The sequence below is a fragment of the Vibrio sp. 05-20-BW147 genome, from assembly GCF_013369385.1.
GTDB classification, from domain to species: Bacteria; Pseudomonadota; Gammaproteobacteria; order Enterobacterales; family Vibrionaceae; genus Vibrio; species Vibrio floridensis.
Genome location: NZ_SZTO01000004.1, coordinates 149504 through 168156 on the forward strand (window position 1 = coordinate 149504; position 18653 = coordinate 168156).

Genomic DNA, 18653 nt, shown 5'->3' on the forward strand with positions numbered 1-18653 from the left:
GAGTCGTTACGTGGCGAATACACTTTATGACCGTACCATTGCTTTTGCTGGCATGTGCCAAGCTGTGGCATTAGTTCAGCAAATTGCGAGAAACGGACATTGTGATCAAGATGCCTTTGAAACTTCTATTAAAGCAATTTTGAATACCAATCCAGCCAACACACTTGATGTGTTTGGCAATGAGTCACAACTCAAACTGGGTTTGGAATGCTTAGTAAAAGGGATTGATAGTACCCCCACTGGTAGCGAAGTGACTCGCTACCTCATCAGTTTGATGGCGTTAGAGCGCAAACTGATGGGCAGGAATGATGCGATGTCACAACTTGGCGATCGTATTCAGATGGTACAAAGACAGACGGAACACTATGATCTTTTTGAAGAACAGATGATCAGCAATGTGGCCAGTATCTACCTCGATGTTATCAGCCCTATCGGCCCTCGAATCCAAGTGACAGGGACGCCGACGGTATTACAACAAACATCGAATCAACACAAAGTACGTGCGTTACTCCTTTCTGGTATTCGCAGTGCCGTGCTTTGGCGTCAAGTTGGCGGTCGACGCCGCCATCTGATCTTCGGCAGAAAGAAAATGGTTGAGCAGGCGCAGATCCTGCTGGCTAGAATGTAATTCGACCATCATTAGCTCGCGCCAGACGCGAGCTAATTGTTTTGGTCAAAATCACCTTAGCGCAAACGTTTGCGCAATATTCGTGACAATTGCCACAGTTATTGGTATAAAGCTCGCGAAATTTTGAAACCCAATTCAGGAGAACATCATGGAACTGTCAGCATTGACTGCTGTTTCACCAGTAGACGGCCGTTACGGAAGCAAGACAATTGCGTTACGCGAAATTTTCAGTGAATACGGTCTACTAAAGTACCGTACTATCGTTGAAATCCGCTGGCTACAAAAGCTTGCTGCTACTGCTGAAATTGCAGAAGTGCCAGCGTTCAGCGCAGAAGCAAACCAATTCCTCGACGATCTTGCTGCTAACTTCTCTGAAGCAGACGCATTACGCATCAAAGAGATCGAGCGTACTACTAACCATGACGTTAAAGCGGTGGAATACTTCTTAAAAGAGAAAGTCGCTGACGTTCCTGAGCTTCACGCTGTTAACGAGTTCTTCCATTTTGCCTGTACTTCTGAAGACATTAATAACACCTCACACGCTTTAATGCTTAAAGAAGCACGTGAGACGGTCATTCTTCCAGAAATTCGCAACCTGATTGACGCAATCAAAGCACTTGCTGTTGAATACCGTGACATTCCTCTTCTATCTCGTACACACGGTCAGCCAGCTTCTCCATCGACAATGGGCAAAGAAATGGCAAACGTGGCGTACCGTATGGAGCGTCAATACAAGCAAATCGAAAACGTTGAGATCCTAGCGAAAATCAACGGTGCGGTAGGTAACTACAATGCACACCTTTCTGCTTACCCAGAGCTCGATTGGCACAAATTCTCTGAAGAGTTCATCACTGAATCTCTCGGTGTTACTTGGAACCCTTACACCACGCAGATCGAACCACATGACTACATCGCAGAGCTATTCGATGCTGTGGCACGTTTCAACACGATTCTGATCGACTTCGACCGTGACGTTTGGGGTTACATTGCACTAGGCCACTTCAAGCAAAAAACCATTGCTGGCGAGATCGGTTCTTCAACCATGCCACACAAAGTTAACCCAATCGACTTTGAAAACTCTGAAGGAAACCTAGGTCTTGCGAACGCAGTGTTTGGTCACCTAGCACAAAAACTGCCAATCTCTCGTTGGCAACGTGACCTGACGGACTCAACAGTTCTCCGTAACCTTGGTGTGGGTGTTGGCTACGCAATCATCGCTTACACATCAACGCTTAAAGGCATCAGCAAACTGGAAGTCAACCGTGACGCGCTTCTTGCGGAACTAGACAAGAACTGGGAAGTACTTGCAGAGCCAGTACAAACCGTTATGCGTCGTTACGGCATTGAGAAGCCATACGAGAAGCTAAAAGAGCTAACTCGTGGTAAGCGTGTAGACGGCGAAGCAATGCGTAATTTCATCGACGGTCTTGAGCTTCCTGAGCACGAGAAAGCACGTCTAAAAGAGATGACGCCAGCAAACTACATCGGTCAAGCTATCGAGCTGACAGACAAGCTGTAAGAGAATCGAGAATCGAGAATCGAGAATCGAGAATCGAGAATCGAGAATCGAGAATCGGATAATTGTGAGGGTTGACGTGAAAGCGTCAACCCTTTCTTTCTTTAGGGCGAAGAGATAAGGCTAGACTCCTAAAGCGAAGCGTTCCCGTATCTCGGAGCGCAGCGTTCCTAACTATTTTATTGCCTCTGGAAAAACAACGTAATTGTCCCTACCTCTACGCCAAACTTCTTAATCTTGGTGAGATTAAACACATGCTTTTCATCTTGGCGATAAAGCCAATCATCAAAGGATACCGTCAAGCTTGAACCATCGACTTGCAGTTCAAAATCATAGCGCCATTGCAGTGCATTACCCAGCTCCATTCCCTCAGCGACTCCGATGATATCATCAGCTTCACCTTGATAGAGACCATCGGACAATCGGGTAATCCGCCAAATGCGCTGATCAATCTCACCATCGTCAAAAACAAAATCTTCAACGAGCGTCAGTGTGTTATTGTCAACAGAACCAACAATCTCAACCTCAAAGCGTCTGGTTTGTTTACCGCTATAGTCTTGCACCATGCCCCAAGCTTTCACATTTCCAGAAAAATACTCAAACAGTTCAAATTTTGGGGATGCTTGCTGGTAGTCCTTAAGGTCACTCGAACAGCCGACCAAAACGTTCAATGTCATAACAAGCAAAACGATAAAAACATTATGTTTGTTCATCTTATTGATTCCATCCGATTAATTTTGCTCGCAAAGAGGGATATTGAGTTTTTGGCGATAACCAAATCGCGAGGAAAGCATCGTTAAGCTCCTGATCAGCCACATCACCGGCCACTTCAGCTTTGTCACTGTCATGTCGAATAAAAAGCAAACGCCCTTTTTCTCCATCAGTAATGTAGGTCAGTTTGTCGCCTTTTTTGATGTTGGGAAAAATCAGCTCGAGGCTATCTCTCCACGGTTTTTTCGCTGTGATACCCATTTTTTGCCACTGCTCTTCCGTTGCACTGAGTAGATCCTCACGTGAAATATCGCGTAAGTATCGAATCTCCAAGGCGAGGGGATGTGGCGTAACATCTGCGTTCACCTCGAACTCACCATTTGGTGTAACCAACTTAGAATCATAGATATCAAAGACAAACCAGCTCAATCGTGCCTCCCCAACGGTCTGCCACTGCTGCCAAGTCTCAATGTCTGCTGCTCCTGTTTGACCATACGAGCTAGACGAAAAACCTAGCAAAATACTAAGAAACGTACTCCGAATGACACAACTTGCTTTTCTCATCATGGCGAAGAACCTTAATGATAAAGAGCGTGATGATTGCCCATTCTAAAAACACAATTGATGCCGTTATCAACACGCTGTAACCGTAAGCCACCGCATTGAGTTTATAACCTGCGTAGTAACTTAAGCAGCCCCCCAATGCACCTACTGTTAATACGTAAAACGGAGCAAAACGGAGCAAAATTCTTTTCACTTGATAAGCGTACCAAGCAAAAACTACCCATAAGCTTAAAAGCCAAACGGGTAAGAAAGTCGACGTGAACTGAAAAATTGAGAGGTATTGATTGAGCGAGTCGACTAGGCAGCCGACCACGGCAATCAAAAGCGTTGGTTTCCAGGTTTTTGGGTCTACTCGGTACTGATACCCTAATGTCATCAAGGCAAAGCAAAGTGTGACCCATTGCCACTGCTCAGTGCCAATAACCGCCATAAACCAAACGAGATTGAACCAAACAGAGGCGAGAATAAGAGCCATGATACTAGGCTCTTTGAAGCGTCATGTGTACGGTACTGATGCTACGAGCTAAGAATCCCCCCTCACAATAACTAAGGTAGTAACGCCACATACGAATGAATCGCTCGTCATACCCTAGTCTTTTGACTTGCTCTTCAGCGTGGTTAAAACGTCGGTGCCATTCTTGTAATGTTTTTGCGTAATCCATCCCAATATCAAACAAATCCCTAATCACTAAATCACTGTATTGGGTCGTGGCTTGCGCCAGTGAAGTCACTGACGGCAAAAATCCACCTGGGAAAATGTATTTTTGAATAAAATCGACGTTGTTACTGTAATATTCGTAACGTTGGTCGGCGATGGTAATCGCTTGTATTGCCATCAAACCACCAGGTTTTAATAACGACTGGCACACCTTGATGTAAGAAGGTAAATATTGCTTACCTACCGCCTCTATCATTTCGATAGAAACCAATTTATCAAACTGCCCAGTTAAATCTCGATAATCTTTCTTCAATAACTGAATACGCTCAGTCAAACCTCTTTCTGCAATCTGTTGTTTTACGTAGTCATATTGCTCATCTGAAATCGTCGTGGTTGTCACCCGGCATCCATAGGTTTCCGCCATGTATATCGCCATTGCCCCCCAACCTGTGCCGATTTCAATCACCTCATCACTGGGTTTTAATTGCAATTGCTGACACAAGCGATCCATTTTATTTATTTGTGCTTGCTCTAATGATTCACTATCCGAGCGATAAAGGGCTGACGAATATAACATTCTCTCATCCAAGAATACTCTGTAGAGGTCATTACCAAGATCATAATGGGCATGAATATTTTTACGCGAGTTTTCCTGCGTATTTCGATTGCTCCAATGACTGAGTTTGTACAGCAGTTTGGTGACCCAGCTACTTTGATTTTCTAATCCATCTAATGCATTCAGATTGAGCGCCATTAATTTCATTAACGAAGTTAAATCTGGACTGTCCCACCAACCATCCATATAGGCTTCACCCGCTGCAATACTGCCCCCCCGCATTAAACGCGAATAAAATGCCGGGTGTTTGACTTCTATTGTTGCGCTAATTGCCACACCCGGCTTGTGATTGTGGCCCCCTACAAAGCGTTCACTACGCTCTTGAGTGTCACTTTGAAAACTTTCAATGACTGTTAAAGTGCCGATTTCCATGCGTTGTAAGCATTTAAATATCAGAGTCCTAGCCGCCTTTTGTGCCGTAGATAATGGAGAGGTCAATGCCATCGAAGAAGTATTTAACATGCAGAATTCTCCCTAACTTTATTATTCTTCACAGTTTAGTTGTTACTCTCAGTCCGGTTGGCTGGAGAGCGGTATTTGGGATGCGAGTAAAATGGTGCACCTTTTTTCCACAGTTTGAACGCATGCCAGTAAATCCCTACCAACACTTTTACTGTTTGAATAGGCGTTACGATCAGTCGTTTTAGCAAATTGCTACTAGAAAATGGCTCTGCGCTCATCGCCATAGTGGCATCAAACTGTTTATTTTCTTTGTGGCATTCCAAATGAATATGTAACTTTTCACTGAGCGGTTTAAGTCGCCAAATATAAGACTGTTCAATGGGGTTAAAGGGCGAAACGTGAAATGCTTTGGTCTGTTTCCAGCCAAAAGACGAGTCATGTTCATCCGCAGAAATAGCGTAATAATGACGCTCATTCCAAGGTGTGTTACTGACTTCCGCCAGTAAATAGCGCCAGTGTTTCTTCTCATCAAAAACGTAGTAGAAATTAACCGGGCTAAAGTAGAGCCCAAGATAGCGTAGGTGACACACCGCGATAACCCTACCGCTGACTGACTCTCCGGTGAGCTCTGTGATTTTCTCTTGCACTGCGCGTTTGAGGCAGCCCTCCCCTAAATAGTCGCTGCGTTTAAATCGCGCCCAATGCCACCAGCGAGTGCCAAACCCCCACACTTCTTTTTCAAGCTGCGTTAACTCGTCCAAGTCGATCGCTGGCATGAACAATTGATAATTCAAACTATGCTCTATTGGGGTAAAGCGGCGGTGCCGAACATTACCCACAAACAGACGACTACTGATGGCCATGCTCACGCCGCCCCTTGGTGAAAAGAAGTCGCCTCTTCTTTCGCTTGCACAAGGTTGATGCCTCGCACCACATCCAAGGCGCTGCGAACGCCATCTTCATGGAATCCGTTGTACCAATACGCACCACAAAACCATGTGTGATTTCGCCCTTGAATGTCATCTCGTCTCTGCTGTGCCGCGATCGACTCTGTGGTAAATACCGGATGGTGGTAAACAAACTTACGGATAACTTTGTCTTCGTCTATCTTGTCGCTGCTATTGAGCGTCACGCAAAACGTATGTTCTGCTTCAATGTGCTGGAGAATGTTCATGTTGTAGGTTAACGAAGGTAAGCGTGTGTCTTCTCCTTCCTTACCATCGAGTAAATAGTTCCACGATGCCCACGCAGCCTTTCTGCGAGGCAGCAAGCTGTCATCTGTATGCAAAACAACCTCGTTGGCTTGATATGCCATACGCGACAAAATCGAGGCTTCATCACAGGAAGCATCCTCCAATAGCGACATCACTTGATCGCTGTGACAGGCAAAAATAACGTGATCAAAACGTTGTGCTTCTCCTGCCACATATAATGTGACACCCGTTGAGTCACGGATCACTTTTTCAACTGGACAGTTCAAACGAATGCGATCAGAGAAGTCCTTCGTTAGTGGCGGGATATAAGCTTTTGAGCCACCATCAATCACGTACCACTGTGGTCGGTTGGTGACATCAAGAAGGCCATGATTGAGAAAGAAACGTAGAAAAAACGTAAGCGGAAATGCACGCATATCCGCTAAGGTCGATGACCAAATCGCAGCCCCCATCGGCAAGATATAGTTGTCGCTAAAATAGTCACTAAAGCCATGTGTATCTAAGAATTCCCCAAGTGTTTGTTGGGCAATATCGTTATGTTTCGCAGACGCTTTTGCCAGTTTGTTAAAGCGCAGAATTTCAAAAATAAAACTGTAGAACTGCGGTTTAAACCAGTTCCTTTTTTGGGCAAACAGTGTCGCCAGCGTGTGGCCATTGTACTCCAGTCCATTGCTGTCATTGCGAACACTAAAGCTCATTTGGGTTGCACGCCCAGTCACACCAATTTCATCCATCATATTGATGAAATTGGGGTAGGTTCGATCGTTATAGACGATGAACCCCGTATCGACCGAGTAGTCTTTACCGTTGAGTGCAAAATCGATCGTCGCCGTATGCCCTCCAATGTAATCATTGGCTTCAAACAGTGTAATGTCATGCGCTTTGTGCAGATGGTAGCCACATGTTAATCCGGAGATGCCTGTACCTATTATTGCAATTTTCATACATTATCCTTTGAATTTATTGGGCAATTAATTTTGAAGCTAACGCCTTCTGCCAACGGTAAGGCAGTAACGCAAGTAACCGAATAAGAGCGGTAAACCGAGCGGGAAAATAGATGTGCTGCTTCCCGGATGCCAATTGTTGCCGAATCGCCTTTGAGGCTTGTTCAACCGTGATGATCATCGGCATGGCAAACGTGTTTTTGTCCGTCAGCGGAGTGGAAACAAAACCAGGAAAGACAGTGACAACATCAATGCCCTTGGCTTGAAGATTGAGCGACAAGCTACGCGCAAAATACCCAATCGCAGCCTTAGACGCGCCATACGCTTCCGCTCTTGGCAGGGCGAGTTCCGAAGCAATAGAGCCGACAATCACCACCTTGTGTCCAAGTTGAAAATGGGTTTGGCTGGCCTCGATACAGTTCACCACACCAAAAACATTGACGCTGAACACACGTTGCATCAATTGGGCATCAACGATGCCATCGTCCATGTATTCACAATCACCAGCGTTAAATAGCCAAACGTTTGGTATAAAGGGCAGCACCGATAATGCCTCTCGCGTTTGCTGGTAATCCGTGACATCAAAACTGATCGTTGCTATGGCGGAGGAATAATGTTCTAGCTCTTGGAGAACTTGACGATTGCGCCCACATGCAATCACTTTTGCACCTTCATCAGCAAAATCTTTCGCTAGCTGCTTGCCAATCCCTGATGTCGCACCGGTAATGAGCACTGAGTTCATTGCCCTAACCTCTGCTTTATGGCCCGAATGATCCCACCCAGTAACGGAAGGTTTTCATAGAGCATTTCGCCAAGGTCAAAATAGTCGCGGTGGTATATCACTTTGCCCTCATGAAACTTCAAATGGGAGACGCCTTTCACACTTACCGCCTCCCCTTTTTTCAACTTCGGATGCTTTAGTGTCATCGTCCACGTAAGAAAGCCAGATTGGTCGACTTGCTGGTGTTCATGAATGTCAAAGCGACAGTCAATCACATTTTCATACAATGATTGGAAGTAGTCCTTAAGCGCAGACCAACCTTCAAGCCGATGCGCCGCATCTTCAAATACGACCTGTTGGTGATAGACATCGGCTAAAAGATCTAAATTTGATTTACTCAATGACTGGTAGACATTGCTAACCGCTATCACATCCATATTGCCAACTCCACAAGAGTTAAAGTATTAAAAATTAGCCACATATAAAACGTAGACTAGCCCACATCAGTTACACAATTAAATTTGTATATCATGCGGTAATACGTTAACTAAGACTATTTGGATCATGCCTCCAACAAAAAAGGCTTGGAGTTTTCTCCAAGCCTTTCGTTCATCATTACTCACAAGAAGGTTGCTCCCATTGGAAGCTATTATCCACGCTCGTGATTACTCAATAACATTAGAAGTTACGTAGCGCTGCAATACGTTTGTCTAGCGGCGGGTGGCTCATAAGCAGTTCCGTTAGAGATTGCTTACCGTTAATACCAAATGCCATCATGGTGCCATCCAGTTTTGATTCTTGGCTCATTTTTAGACGCTCTAGAGCCGCTATCATTTTCTCTTTACCAACTAGACGAGCGGCACCCGCATCGGCATGGAATTCACGATGACGGCTATACCACATGGTGATGAAGCTCGCGAGGAAACCAAACACCAGCTCAAGCGCGATAGAAACCGCGAAATAGACCATCATGTTTGACCCTTCGCCTTCTTCGTCACTGTTGTTTGAAGAAACGATATTTGCGATAAAACGAGATAGGAAGATAACAAAAGTGTTCACGACACCCTGCATCAACGTCATGGTCACCATGTCGCCATTGGCAATATGGCTCACCTCGTGTGCCAGCACCGCTTCAGCTTCATCACGTGTCATGTTATGCAGCAATCCTGTTGACACCGCCACCAGAGAATCGTTACGTTTTGCACCTGTCGCAAATGCGTTGATGTCTGGTGAGTCATAAATAGCAACAGTTGGCATACCAATGCCCGCTTGTTGAGCTTGACGGCTTACCGTTTGCAACAGCCAGTGCTCGGTCTCGTTACGAGGACTCTCGATCACCATACCGCCAACAGAGCGCAGTGCCATCCCCTTTGACATCATCAAGGAGATAAGTGCACCACCAAAGCCAAATACCGCAGCCATCACCAATAAACCTGAGAGGCTTCCTGGCTGCATTCCAGTTACAGCATAAACAATGTTCAACACGACGCTGAGGACTAAAACCACAGCAAGGTTGGTAATCAAAAACAACATGACTCGCTTCATTACTTTTCTCCAAAGAAGCTTATTTATAGTGAACGCCAGTAACACTGACCTCTTTTGCTAATAGATATAGTCTAATTTGTTTAAAAACAAGGTTAAGCGATAAATTGCAACATTTGTTTACCAAGTTGCGCGACTCAATAACATCGGAAACACGTTAGTTTGCTATACACACCCTCCTGTGGGTTAGACTTTTGTCTTATTGTGCTTCTCGTACTTCATGCTATTTTCAATAGCAGAACTTAATCTTGTTCCGACACCAATGTTAAAGCCTACTTTAAAAAGTTTGGCAAAGGCGGGACAAACCTCATTCCATGTTAACAAAGGACATGATCATGGTAGAAGCTAACAACTATCAAATGGCTATTGATTTATTGTGCTGTCACCTAGGGATTACGGAAGAAGAAGCAAAGCAACAGCTCGGTATTTCGACAGAGCAGCAGGTTGCTCGTCAGATTTCTGATACCCAACAAGCACTGATGGGCTTAGTTCAAAACAAGTAAGCGAAGAACTCTGCTTGTAATGGAAAGCAAAAGGGCTGCAATGAAAATTGCAGCCCTTTTGAGTTGTCTCGCTAAACACTCAACGGAACTTAGAGCTCAACTAACGCATCGACATTGATATACTTACCCAAATCCTTGCGCTTCGCACTTGGAATGTATGGGATTTCGCCCAACTTTGGCACTGCCAATCGTTCTTCCAACATATCAATAATCTCGGCGTAATGCTCGGTGCCAGGATTGACACGATTCGCCACCCAACCTACTAAGTTCAAACCGTCTGATTTGATCACTTCCGCTGTGAGTAACGCATGACTCAAACAACCCAACTTGATCCCAACGACAAGCACTACGGGTAAATTCTCTTGCTTCACCCAGGTTGATAAACTGTCGGTATCCGATACCGGAACACGCCACCCACCCGCACCTTCAACCAAAACAATGTCAGCATTCTCTTTATGCTGTTCAAGTTTGTCACTTAGTACTTGGTAATCAATCTCAACGCTTTCATGCTTGGCTGCAATATGTGGAGAGGCGGGTAACTCTAATGCGTAGGGATTGATGTCATCGTAAGCCACTTCAACAGTTGCGGCTTTTTGCAGATGCAATGCGTCCGAGTTTCGCCAACCTTCTGCGGTTTTGTCACTCCCTGCTGCGACAGGCTTATAGCCAATCGTACGCAGATCTTTGGCCGCTAATGCGTGAAGAATGGCTTTCGATGCCACGGTTTTGCCCACATCGGTATCCGTACCTGCAATGAAAAATGCCTTCATCATAACTGTATAACCCCTAAACAAACCTTATAACTTGCCGGTACTTGACCCAGATGGTTCTGAAATGTCTGGTACTCTTGCTCAACACTTCGAAGCGCCTGTCGTGTTGTTAAACCATGTGAGCGACCGCTCACGTGATTTGCGCCGATCCCCTTGAGGTCACGCATCACTGCAAACGCTGATTCGTACCAGACTGTGATATCGGTCAAGTCTAAGTGATGGTTATGACTATGAGATTGCGCTAACGCAATTTTTACCTGATTGGTAGAGATAAAACGGTTGACGTGTTGATATGTATCAATTTTCGCCCAAGCGTGTTTAAGCTCTTTGAGTGAGCCATCCAACAAAGTCGAGAACAAAATCTGCCCTTGCGGCTTTGTTACTCTGTTCATTTCCCTCAGCGGCACCGATAAATCATCACACCACTGCAAGGCCAAACTGCTAAAAACAGCATCAAATTCATTGTCCGAAAATGGCAGGGATTCTGCATCCGCTAACCGGTAGGCGACGTTTTCTTCACCGCATCTCGCTGCGGATTGCGCCAACATCTCTATCGAAAGGTCAGCGCAAACTACTCTCGCGCCCCTTTGTTGTAACTGCTGAGAAAAATAGCCCGTACCACAACCTAGGTCTAACACTCTCCAACCTGATAAATCTTCCGGTAACTTGGCAAGCAATCGATGTCCGACATCACGCTGAAACGCGGCATGTTGATCATAGGTTTTGGCCGCTTTACCAAAAGCTTGCGCAATGGCCAACTTGTCTGCCTGAGTATCATCAAAAGAGGGATACAACTGTGCCTGTTCCATTACATCTCCCCAGAGTTCATTAGTAACGACTTCGCTAATGTCTGAACATGCTCTTTCTTGTGATTTGCCGACAAGGTAATCCTTAAACGAGCACTGTTTTGGGGCACAGTCGGCGGACGGATTGCCGTCAACCATATCCCCTGCTCACGACAGCGTGTGGCAACATTTAGCGCAGTTTGGCTATCACCTAAAATCCAAGGTTTAATAGGTGTTGCGGTGGCCACAAAACTACTGTGCTCACCCAATAGCGCGTCAAACTGCTGTTGCAACTCGTGGAGTTTTTCTCGTCGCCACGATTGCTGTCTGATCATCTCTATCGCATGGGTAAGCGCAAAGGCTTGGGCAGGTGGAATCGAAGTAGAATAAACATGATGTCGTGCAAGTTGCGTAAAATAATCCCCTGTTGCTTGATCGGTAAGAACCGCAGCCCCAGAGAGACCAAAAGCTTTACCAAAAGTCACCACGAGGATGTCTGGTTTGATACCTACCTCTTCGCAACTGCCTCGCCCTTCTTCACCGAGAACGCCAATACCGTGTGCATCATCCACCATCAGTGCAGCGTTATGTTGTGCAGCCAACAACGCAATCTGTGCTATCGGTGAGCGATCGCCATCCATGCTAAAAACGCCTTCAGTGACGATCAACTTCGGAGATGAGGCCTGTTTTAACAACCCTTCTAACGAAGAGAGGTCATTGTGCTTAAAACGTTTCATTGTCGCAGGAGAAAGCATGCCAGCTTCCATTAACGAAGCATGATTTAACTTGTCCTGCAGCAATAAATCGCTTTTCTCCAGTAAACTGAACAACACCGCTTGATTGGCCGAAAATCCTGAGCCAAATAACACCGCACTTTCATAACCAAGCCAGTCACACAGAGAGGCAGCTAAATTACTATGGGCGGGCGTGTAACCCGTCACCAACGGCGATGCGCCACTTCCACAGCCGTATAGACTTAAGCCTTGTTGCCAAGCATGTATCAACGACTGGTCATTGGCCAAACCGAGATAGTCATTGCCAGAAAAATTGAGATAGCGCTTACCTTGATGCTCTAAAACCGTTTGGTTTCCAGAAAAGATCACCGAAGTCTGACGATTCAAGCCCTGATCACGTCTTGTTTCCAGAGCTTGAACCACGCGTGATTTAAACGCTCGCGTCATAAAACAGGTCATCTTTTGTTGGACGGGCAGCGACACGCTCAACCACTCGGTCTAACAGTTCATTTTCAGCGATCTCATCGGGTTTTTGCGAGACTTGCTGACTGTTGATACCCAGCTTGTTAAACAGCAGCATATCTTTATCTTCAGATGGGTTTGGCGTTGTGAGTAGTTTACAGCCGTAGAAAATAGAGTTTGCGCCCGCCATAAAACATAAGGTTTGCATTTGTTCATTCATATTCTCGCGCCCTGCCGACAAGCGAACCGCAGAGGTTGGCATCATAATACGAGCAACGGCAATTAGGCGGATGAAGTCAAACGGGTCAACCTCTTCAGCGGTTTCCAAAGGTGTCCCTTTGACTTTAACCAGCATGTTGATGGGAACACTTTCTGGATGAGTAGGCAGATTCGCCAATTCAACAAGCAAACCTGCTCGGTCATTAGCGCTTTCACCCATACCGATGATGCCGCCAGAGCAGATCTTCATTCCCGCGTCACGGACATGAGATAAGGTATCTAGACGATCTTGATACGTGCGGGTGGTAATAATGTTTCCATAATATTCTGGCGAGGTATCGAGATTGTGGTTGTAATAATCCAAGCCAGCGCTTGCAAGTTGCTTTGCTTGTTCTGGCGTTAGCATACCCAGAGTCATACAGGTTTCCAGCCCCATATCTTTGACGCCTTTGATCATGTCAGTCAGCAGAGGCATGTCGCGTTCTTTCGGATTCTTCCAAGCTGCTCCCATACAAAAACGAGTCGAACCGGCATTTTTAGCCTTTTGCGCGGCATCCAGAACACGCTCCACTTCCATTAATCGTTCTTTTCCTACATCCGTTTGATAACGAGCGCTTTGCGGGCAGTACTTACAATCTTCTGGGCAAGCTCCCGTTTTTATTGAAAGTAACGTGCTCACCTGAACATAGTTGGCAGGATGATATTGACGATGAACTTGTTGAGCATCAAACAACAAATCCATAAAAGGCTTTTCCATCAGCTCACGTACTTGTGCATGAGTCCAGTTATGACGTACTTCCACGTGTATTCCTTGCTTAATAGTTAATCTAGTCATTTTAGTTTTGTTGACAGTCTACCGAGTCTCGATAAACTGTCAACAAATCGGAATAATCAAAAGTTTACATGTGATTATTTATTGCACAGGTTAATCATGGACATAGTTATGGATTTGGCCTTCGACCGCCAGCACATCTGGCATCCCTACACTTCGACTCTCACACCTCTGACCTGCTATCCAGTGGTAGCAGCAGAAGGCATTTATCTAGAGTTTGAAGACGGTAGTAAAGTGATTGATGGTATGTCTTCGTGGTGGTCGACCATTCATGGCTACAATCACCCTCATTTGAATCAAGCGGCACATCGTCAAATTGATCAAGTATCCCATGTGATGTTTGGTGGTATCACTCATCAGCCAGCGATCAGTTTGTGTAAAAAACTACTATCTTTGGCGCCAAACAACCTAGAGCATGTCTTTCTCGCTGATTCAGGCTCAGTGGCAGTGGAGGTTAGCTTAAAAATGGCCTTGCAATACTGGCACGCAAAAGGCGAGCGCAGGCCGAAGTTTTTGACATTACAGCATGGCTATCATGGTGATACCTTTGCAGCAATGTCGGTCACCGATCCCGATAACTCGATGCATTCACTCTACAAAGGCTTTTTACCAGAGCACATCTTTGCGAAGTCACCAACTGGTGGCTTTTGGGATGAGTGGAAGCCAGAAGATCTCACTGACTTTGCACAGAAGATTGAACAGCACCATCAAGATTTGGCCGCAGTGATTCTCGAGCCCATTGTACAAGGCGCGGGAGGGATGCGTATCTACCATCCAAAGTTTCTAAAAGGCGTGCGAGCACTTTGTGATCAGTACGGCCTACTGCTAATCGCAGATGAAATTGCCACTGGTTTTGGCCGTACCGGCAAGCTGTTCGCCTGCGAGCACGCCGATATCCAACCGGACATTCTGTGTGTCGGTAAAGCACTGACCGGCGGCTACATGACCCTTTCCGCCACTTTAACCAGCAAACACGTCGCAGATACGGTTTGTGGCGGTGAAGCAGGCTGTTTCATGCATGGCCCAACCTTTATGGGCAATCCACTCGCCTGCGCTGTTGCAACTGCCAGTTTGGAGTTAATAGAGCAAGGTCAATGGCAGCAGCAAACCAAGCAAATTGAATCGCTGTTTTCTGAGTTACTGCCAAAACTTGAAAAATACGACTTGGTGAAAAACACCCGTTGGTTAGGCGCGATTGGCGTAGTGGAAACACATCGACCAGTGAATATGGAAACCATCCAAGCCCTGTTTGTTGAACAAGGCGTTTGGATTCGCCCCTTTGGCAAACTGATCTATATGATGCCGCCATTTATTAGCGAGCCGGCTCATATAGAACAATTGGTAAACGCCATTGAAACCGCACTTCAGCGTGCCGAGTGTTTTGTTTAGCACGAGATAATAAAAAACCCAGCACAGTGGCTGGGTTTTGATATTTTTTATGGTTAATCAATTAACCGATGTGCGTTGCGCCGCCCATGTACTTCTGAAGTACGGTCGGAATAGCAATACGGCCATCTGCTTCTTGGTTGTTTTCTAGAATAGCAACCATGGTACGACCTACCGCCAGACCAGAACCGTTTAGTGTGTGTACAAGTTCAGGTTTCTTCTCGCCTTTACGACGGAAACGCGCTTGCATACGACGCGCTTGGAAATCCCACATGTTTGAACAAGACGAGATTTCGCGGTAAGTGTTCTGAGCCGGAACCCACACTTCCAAATCGTAAGTTTTGTGCGAGCCAAAGCCCATGTCACCGGTACACAATAGCACCTTACGGTAAGGCAACTCTAGAAGCTGAAGCACTTTCTCAGCATGGCCAGTCAACTCTTCTAGTGCATTCATCGAATCTTCTGGTTTGGTGATTTGTACCAGCTCGACTTTGTCAAACTGGTGCATACGAATCAGACCACGAGTGTCACGACCGTACGACCCTGCTTCTGAACGGAAACACGGCGTGTGAGCAGTCATCTTAAGCGGCAGATCAGCTTCATCAGAAATCGTGTCGCGAACAAGGTTCGTTACTGGTACTTCTGCTGTAGGGATAAGAGACAGTTTACGTGGCTCTTCATCACTTGCCTTTTCTGTCAGCGGCTCTGTGTGGAAAAGATCTTTACCAAACTTTGGTAGTTGGCCCGTACCAAACAAGCTGTCTGCGTTCACTAGGTAAGGCACATACATTTCCGTATAGCCATGCTCTTCAGTGTGAAGATCAAGCATAAACTGAGCGATTGCACGGTGTAGGCGAGCAAATTGACCTTTCATCACGATGAAACGCGCACCAGTGATCTTAACTGCGCTGGCGAAATCTAGACCGTCACCCATTTCACCTAGGTCAACGTGATCTTTTAATTCGAAGTCGTAAGACTTTGGCTCACCCCAACGCGAAATCTCAAGATTATCGTTCTCGTCTTTGCCATTTGGCACTTCATCCGCAGGAATGTTTGGAACAGAAAGGATGATGTCATCTAACTGTGCCATCACCGCGTCAAGTTCGATTTTTTTCGCATCTAAATCAGAGCCCAATGACCCGATTTGTTGCTTGATCTTTTCTGCTCCTTCTTTGTCACCAGCCGACATCAGTTGACCGATTTGCTTGGAGATGGAGTTACGCGTGGATTGTAAATTTTCAACTTCTACTTGAATGGACTTACGTTGTTCTTCAAGTTTACCGATTGTCTCTACGTCTAGCTTAAAGCCACGACGTGCCAGTTTAGCAGCTGTTTCATCCAGCTCTGTACGAAGTAATTTAGAATCCAGCATTGTTAATCCTATGCTTTTTGTTGTGAAGGTACGCACCCAATCCTGTCGAGCACGTTGAAAAAATTAACCGAACAAATGTATCCAAAAATGCCTACTTTTCATAGCGCTTTTGTGGGCTATTTGCGTCTAAATTAGCCAAGTAATCTAACTTTTCAGCGATTTTGCTTTCTAAGCCTCGATTTGTTGGCTGATAGTACTTGCGATCAGCAATTTCGGCAGGCAAATATTGTTCACCAGCGGCGTAGGCTCCTGGTTCATCATGAGCGTATCGATAACCTTCCCCATAACCGAGATCTTTCATCAATCCGGTCGGTGCATTACGCAAATGGAAAGGCACTTCAAACTCTGGAAGATTATGTGCATCCGACAGCGCTTGCTTCCAAGCGGTGTAGACCGCGTTACTTTTCGGCGCGCACGCAAGGTAAACGATCGCCTGTGCAATTGCGCGTTCGCCTTCTGCGGGTCCAACACGGGTAAAGCAATCCCACGCGGAAAGTGCCACTTGCATTGCCCTCGGATCCGCATTGCCCACATCTTCAGAGGCAATGGCCAGCAAACGTCGCGCGATATAGAGTGGATCACAACCGGCAGCGATCATTCTCGCCGCCCAATAAAGTGCAGCATCCGGATTTGAACCACGGATGGATTTGTGCACGGCAGAGATTAAGTCGTACCAAATGTCGCCTTTATTATCAAAACGAGAGACTTTCTCCCCCGCTACTTCCGCCAGTAGCTTTAGCGTGATCGCTTTTTCACCCTGAGCATTGTCTTCTGCCATGTCATACAGCAGCTCAAGATAGTTAAGAGACATTCGCGCGTCACCATTGACGAGCTCAGCCAGACGCTCCAGAACATTATCAGCAAAGTGTGCAGGTGTATTACCCAGACCACGTTGTTTATCGTTGATCGCTTGGTTTAACGCTAGTGAGATTTCTTCTTTGTTGAGTGACGTAAGCTTATACACACGAGCACGTGACAATAATGCATTGTTCAGCTCAAACGATGGGTTTTCTGTGGTCGCGCCGATAAAGGTCACCGTCCCATCTTCAATGTGAGGTAAGAAGGCATCTTGCTGTGATTTATTAAAACGATGCACCTCATCCACAAATAAGATGGTGCGACGACCCGCCATTTTGTTCTCGCGTGCTTTTTCAATTGCGGCACGAATTTCTTTCACGCCGGACGTGACCGCAGAGACGCGTTCAACTTCCGCGTTGGCGTAGTTTGCGGCTACTTCCGCTAATGTTGTCTTGCCTGTACCTGGAGGCCCCCACAAAATCATTGAATGAATGTGGCCGGCCTCTAGCGCGCGACGTAATGGCTTACCAGGGCCTAAAATATGCTGCTGACCGATGTACTGTTCGATCGTTTCCGGTCTCATACGAGCAGCAAGGGGACGAAAATCTTCGTCCCCTGAAAAATCTAAGGTGTAATTTGACACTGGCGATTAGTTCCTTTGGTCATCCACTTCAACCCCTTCAGGGATGTTAAAGGTGAAGCGGGCAGCTGCAGGCTTTCCTAACTTGATATCGGTAAACTTGAAGATGCCTTTTTGCCCATCTTGTTCAATGACATTAAAACCATGCACTATCCCTTTTGCATCAATATCAATTTGGAACTGCCCCTGGGTAGAGTCTGCCGCTTTCGGCACGAGAGTGAACACATTACCATCTTGTGTGATTTGATAGTTTTCCCAATCACTGGACTGATTACGAGTGAGTAAAACAAACGGTGTTTGTTGTACAGCTTGTTCTTGCCAGTAAATGCTTACCTGTTCAATAAATGGGCTGTAATACCATAAGGTTTTTCCATCCGAAACCAACAGGTTTTCATCCGGTAAAGAGGTACTCCAGCGAAACAGGCTTGGTCTGGCAATATCAACGCTGCCTTCCCCTTCCATCACGACTTCACCCTCTGGGCTTGTCACCGTTTGGTTGAAGTTTGCGCTAAAGCCATCATTCATGCCTAATCTCTGATTAAGCTCTTGCTGTGGATTTGCCAATGCTGATGCGCTAAGGAAAAATACAACTAACCATTTTTTCATTTTTATCCCTATTTACGGCTAAGGTTTAAA

At 45.9% G+C, this 18653-nt stretch carries 20 protein-coding genes; 4 read left to right on the plus strand and 16 right to left on the minus strand.

The window, feature by feature from the left end; all coding sequences use genetic code 11:
• Positions 1 to 10 precede the first annotated feature (10 nt).
• Positions 11 to 628 carry a high frequency lysogenization protein HflD gene (hflD, locus tag FC652_RS05055; RefSeq protein WP_011080746.1) on the plus strand — a complete coding sequence of 206 codons (618 nt, stop codon included), beginning with the start codon at positions 11 to 13 and terminating at the stop codon, positions 626 to 628.
• Positions 629 to 776: 148 nt separating this feature from the next.
• Positions 777 to 2147 (plus strand): adenylosuccinate lyase, encoded by a 1371-nt coding sequence (gene purB / locus FC652_RS05060; protein ID WP_005460028.1) that lies wholly within the window; start codon positions 777 to 779, stop codon positions 2145 to 2147.
• A gap of 176 nt (positions 2148 to 2323) precedes the next feature.
• Here the strand turns inward: purB and FC652_RS05065 are convergent, their stop codons facing one another.
• The 9 genes from FC652_RS05065 to htpX all read right to left on the minus strand — a co-directional run bounded on the left by FC652_RS05065 (position 2324) and on the right by htpX (position 9519).
• Positions 2324 to 2857 carry a DUF3833 domain-containing protein gene (locus FC652_RS05065; RefSeq protein WP_011150013.1) on the minus strand — a complete coding sequence of 178 codons (534 nt, stop codon included), beginning with the start codon at positions 2855 to 2857 and terminating at the stop codon, positions 2324 to 2326.
• Between the two features lies 1 nt (position 2858).
• Positions 2859 to 3422 carry a chalcone isomerase family protein gene (locus FC652_RS05070; RefSeq protein WP_045620172.1) on the minus strand — a complete coding sequence of 188 codons (564 nt, stop codon included), beginning with the start codon at positions 3420 to 3422 and terminating at the stop codon, positions 2859 to 2861.
• Positions 3379 to 3894, minus strand: a complete 516-nt coding sequence (locus FC652_RS05075) for a DUF2878 domain-containing protein (RefSeq protein ID WP_176297719.1) — start codon at positions 3892 to 3894, stop codon at positions 3379 to 3381. Before FC652_RS05075 ends, FC652_RS05070 begins: the two co-directional genes overlap by 44 nt.
• Positions 3895 to 3898: 4 nt before the next feature.
• Positions 3899 to 5155, minus strand: coding sequence for a cyclopropane-fatty-acyl-phospholipid synthase family protein (locus FC652_RS05080; protein WP_176297720.1), 1257 nt, complete (start codon positions 5153 to 5155; stop codon positions 3899 to 3901).
• Between the two features lie 35 nt (positions 5156 to 5190).
• A complete protein-coding gene (locus FC652_RS05085; protein ID WP_176297721.1) occupies positions 5191 to 5964 on the minus strand; it encodes a DUF1365 family protein in 774 nt (257 codons plus the stop codon).
• A complete protein-coding gene (locus FC652_RS05090; RefSeq protein ID WP_176297722.1) occupies positions 5961 to 7253 on the minus strand; it encodes an NAD(P)/FAD-dependent oxidoreductase in 1293 nt (430 codons plus the stop codon). Before FC652_RS05090 ends, FC652_RS05085 begins: the two co-directional genes overlap by 4 nt.
• Before the next feature lie 16 nt (positions 7254 to 7269).
• Positions 7270 to 7995 carry an SDR family oxidoreductase gene (locus FC652_RS05095; RefSeq protein ID WP_176297723.1) on the minus strand — a complete coding sequence of 242 codons (726 nt, stop codon included), beginning with the start codon at positions 7993 to 7995 and terminating at the stop codon, positions 7270 to 7272.
• Complete coding sequence (locus FC652_RS05100; RefSeq protein WP_176297724.1) at positions 7992 to 8411, minus strand: nuclear transport factor 2 family protein; 420 nt, start codon at positions 8409 to 8411, stop codon at positions 7992 to 7994. Before FC652_RS05100 ends, FC652_RS05095 begins: the two co-directional genes overlap by 4 nt.
• A gap of 241 nt (positions 8412 to 8652) precedes the next feature.
• A complete protein-coding gene (gene htpX, locus FC652_RS05105; RefSeq protein WP_176297725.1) occupies positions 8653 to 9519 on the minus strand; it encodes a protease HtpX in 867 nt (288 codons plus the stop codon).
• Between the two features lie 332 nt (positions 9520 to 9851).
• On the opposite strand from htpX, the gene FC652_RS05110 reads away from it, so the two are divergent.
• The gene (locus FC652_RS05110; protein WP_176297726.1) at positions 9852 to 10019 is read left to right on the plus strand and encodes a hypothetical protein; all 168 of its coding nucleotides are present in this window, start codon (positions 9852 to 9854) and stop codon (positions 10017 to 10019) included.
• Between the two features lie 89 nt (positions 10020 to 10108).
• Here the strand turns inward: FC652_RS05110 and bioD are convergent, their stop codons facing one another.
• From bioD to bioB, 4 genes are read right to left on the minus strand one after another with little or no spacing between them, the layout of a single operon-like run.
• Complete coding sequence (gene bioD, locus FC652_RS05115; RefSeq protein WP_176297727.1) at positions 10109 to 10792, minus strand: dethiobiotin synthase; 684 nt, start codon at positions 10790 to 10792, stop codon at positions 10109 to 10111.
• Positions 10789 to 11598, minus strand: a complete 810-nt coding sequence (gene bioC, locus FC652_RS05120; RefSeq protein ID WP_176297728.1) for a malonyl-ACP O-methyltransferase BioC — start codon at positions 11596 to 11598, stop codon at positions 10789 to 10791. The genes bioD and bioC overlap by 4 nt, the downstream gene beginning before the upstream one ends.
• A complete protein-coding gene (gene bioF, locus FC652_RS05125) occupies positions 11598 to 12755 on the minus strand; it encodes an 8-amino-7-oxononanoate synthase (protein ID WP_176297729.1) in 1158 nt (385 codons plus the stop codon). The genes bioC and bioF overlap by 1 nt, the downstream gene beginning before the upstream one ends.
• Positions 12739 to 13791 carry a biotin synthase BioB gene (gene bioB / locus FC652_RS05130; RefSeq protein WP_176297730.1) on the minus strand — a complete coding sequence of 351 codons (1053 nt, stop codon included), beginning with the start codon at positions 13789 to 13791 and terminating at the stop codon, positions 12739 to 12741. Before bioB ends, bioF begins: the two co-directional genes overlap by 17 nt.
• A 141-nt stretch (positions 13792 to 13932) precedes the next feature.
• Here bioB and bioA point away from each other — a divergent pair, with 141 nt between their 5' ends.
• Positions 13933 to 15210, plus strand: a complete 1278-nt coding sequence (gene bioA / locus FC652_RS05135; RefSeq protein WP_176297731.1) for an adenosylmethionine--8-amino-7-oxononanoate transaminase — start codon at positions 13933 to 13935, stop codon at positions 15208 to 15210.
• A 61-nt stretch (positions 15211 to 15271) separates the two neighbouring features.
• Here the strand turns inward: bioA and serS are convergent, their stop codons facing one another.
• From serS to lolA, 3 genes are all read right to left on the minus strand, one after another.
• Positions 15272 to 16579, minus strand: coding sequence for a serine--tRNA ligase (serS, locus tag FC652_RS05140; RefSeq protein WP_011080763.1), 1308 nt, complete (start codon positions 16577 to 16579; stop codon positions 15272 to 15274).
• Between the two features lie 91 nt (positions 16580 to 16670).
• Entirely contained in the window at positions 16671 to 18020 is a 1350-nt protein-coding gene (locus tag FC652_RS05145) for a replication-associated recombination protein A (RefSeq protein ID WP_080608758.1), read from the minus strand.
• Positions 18021 to 18026: 6 nt separating this feature from the next.
• Positions 18027 to 18623, minus strand: a complete 597-nt coding sequence (gene lolA, locus FC652_RS05150) for an outer membrane lipoprotein chaperone LolA (RefSeq protein WP_176297732.1) — start codon at positions 18621 to 18623, stop codon at positions 18027 to 18029.
• Between the last annotated feature and the right edge of the window lie 30 nt (positions 18624 to 18653).

Coding starts and splice junctions, on each gene's coding strand:
- FC652_RS05065 (WP_011150013.1), bottom strand. CDS start 2,857: ATGAACAAACATAATGTTTTTATCGTTTTGCTTGTTATGACATTGAAC.
- bioC (WP_176297728.1), bottom strand. CDS start 11,598: ATGGAACAGGCACAGTTGTATCCCTCTTTTGATGATACTCAGGCAGAC.
- htpX (WP_176297725.1), bottom strand. CDS start 9,519: ATGAAGCGAGTCATGTTGTTTTTGATTACCAACCTTGCTGTGGTTTTA.
- lolA (WP_176297732.1), bottom strand. CDS start 18,623: ATGAAAAAATGGTTAGTTGTATTTTTCCTTAGCGCATCAGCATTGGCA.
- FC652_RS05075 (WP_176297719.1), bottom strand. CDS start 3,894: ATGGCTCTTATTCTCGCCTCTGTTTGGTTCAATCTCGTTTGGTTTATG.
- FC652_RS05100 (WP_176297724.1), bottom strand. CDS start 8,411: ATGGATGTGATAGCGGTTAGCAATGTCTACCAGTCATTGAGTAAATCA.
- bioA (WP_176297731.1), top strand. CDS start 13,933: ATGGATTTGGCCTTCGACCGCCAGCACATCTGGCATCCCTACACTTCG.
- bioD (WP_176297727.1), bottom strand. CDS start 10,792: ATGATGAAGGCATTTTTCATTGCAGGTACGGATACCGATGTGGGCAAA.
- bioF (WP_176297729.1), bottom strand. CDS start 12,755: ATGACGCGAGCGTTTAAATCACGCGTGGTTCAAGCTCTGGAAACAAGA.
- FC652_RS05090 (WP_176297722.1), bottom strand. CDS start 7,253: ATGAAAATTGCAATAATAGGTACAGGCATCTCCGGATTAACATGTGGC.
- FC652_RS05080 (WP_176297720.1), bottom strand. CDS start 5,155: ATGTTAAATACTTCTTCGATGGCATTGACCTCTCCATTATCTACGGCA.
- FC652_RS05110 (WP_176297726.1), top strand. CDS start 9,852: ATGGTAGAAGCTAACAACTATCAAATGGCTATTGATTTATTGTGCTGT.
- purB (WP_005460028.1), top strand. CDS start 777: ATGGAACTGTCAGCATTGACTGCTGTTTCACCAGTAGACGGCCGTTAC.
- FC652_RS05070 (WP_045620172.1), bottom strand. CDS start 3,422: ATGATGAGAAAAGCAAGTTGTGTCATTCGGAGTACGTTTCTTAGTATT.
- serS (WP_011080763.1), bottom strand. CDS start 16,579: ATGCTGGATTCTAAATTACTTCGTACAGAGCTGGATGAAACAGCTGCT.
- FC652_RS05095 (WP_176297723.1), bottom strand. CDS start 7,995: ATGAACTCAGTGCTCATTACCGGTGCGACATCAGGGATTGGCAAGCAG.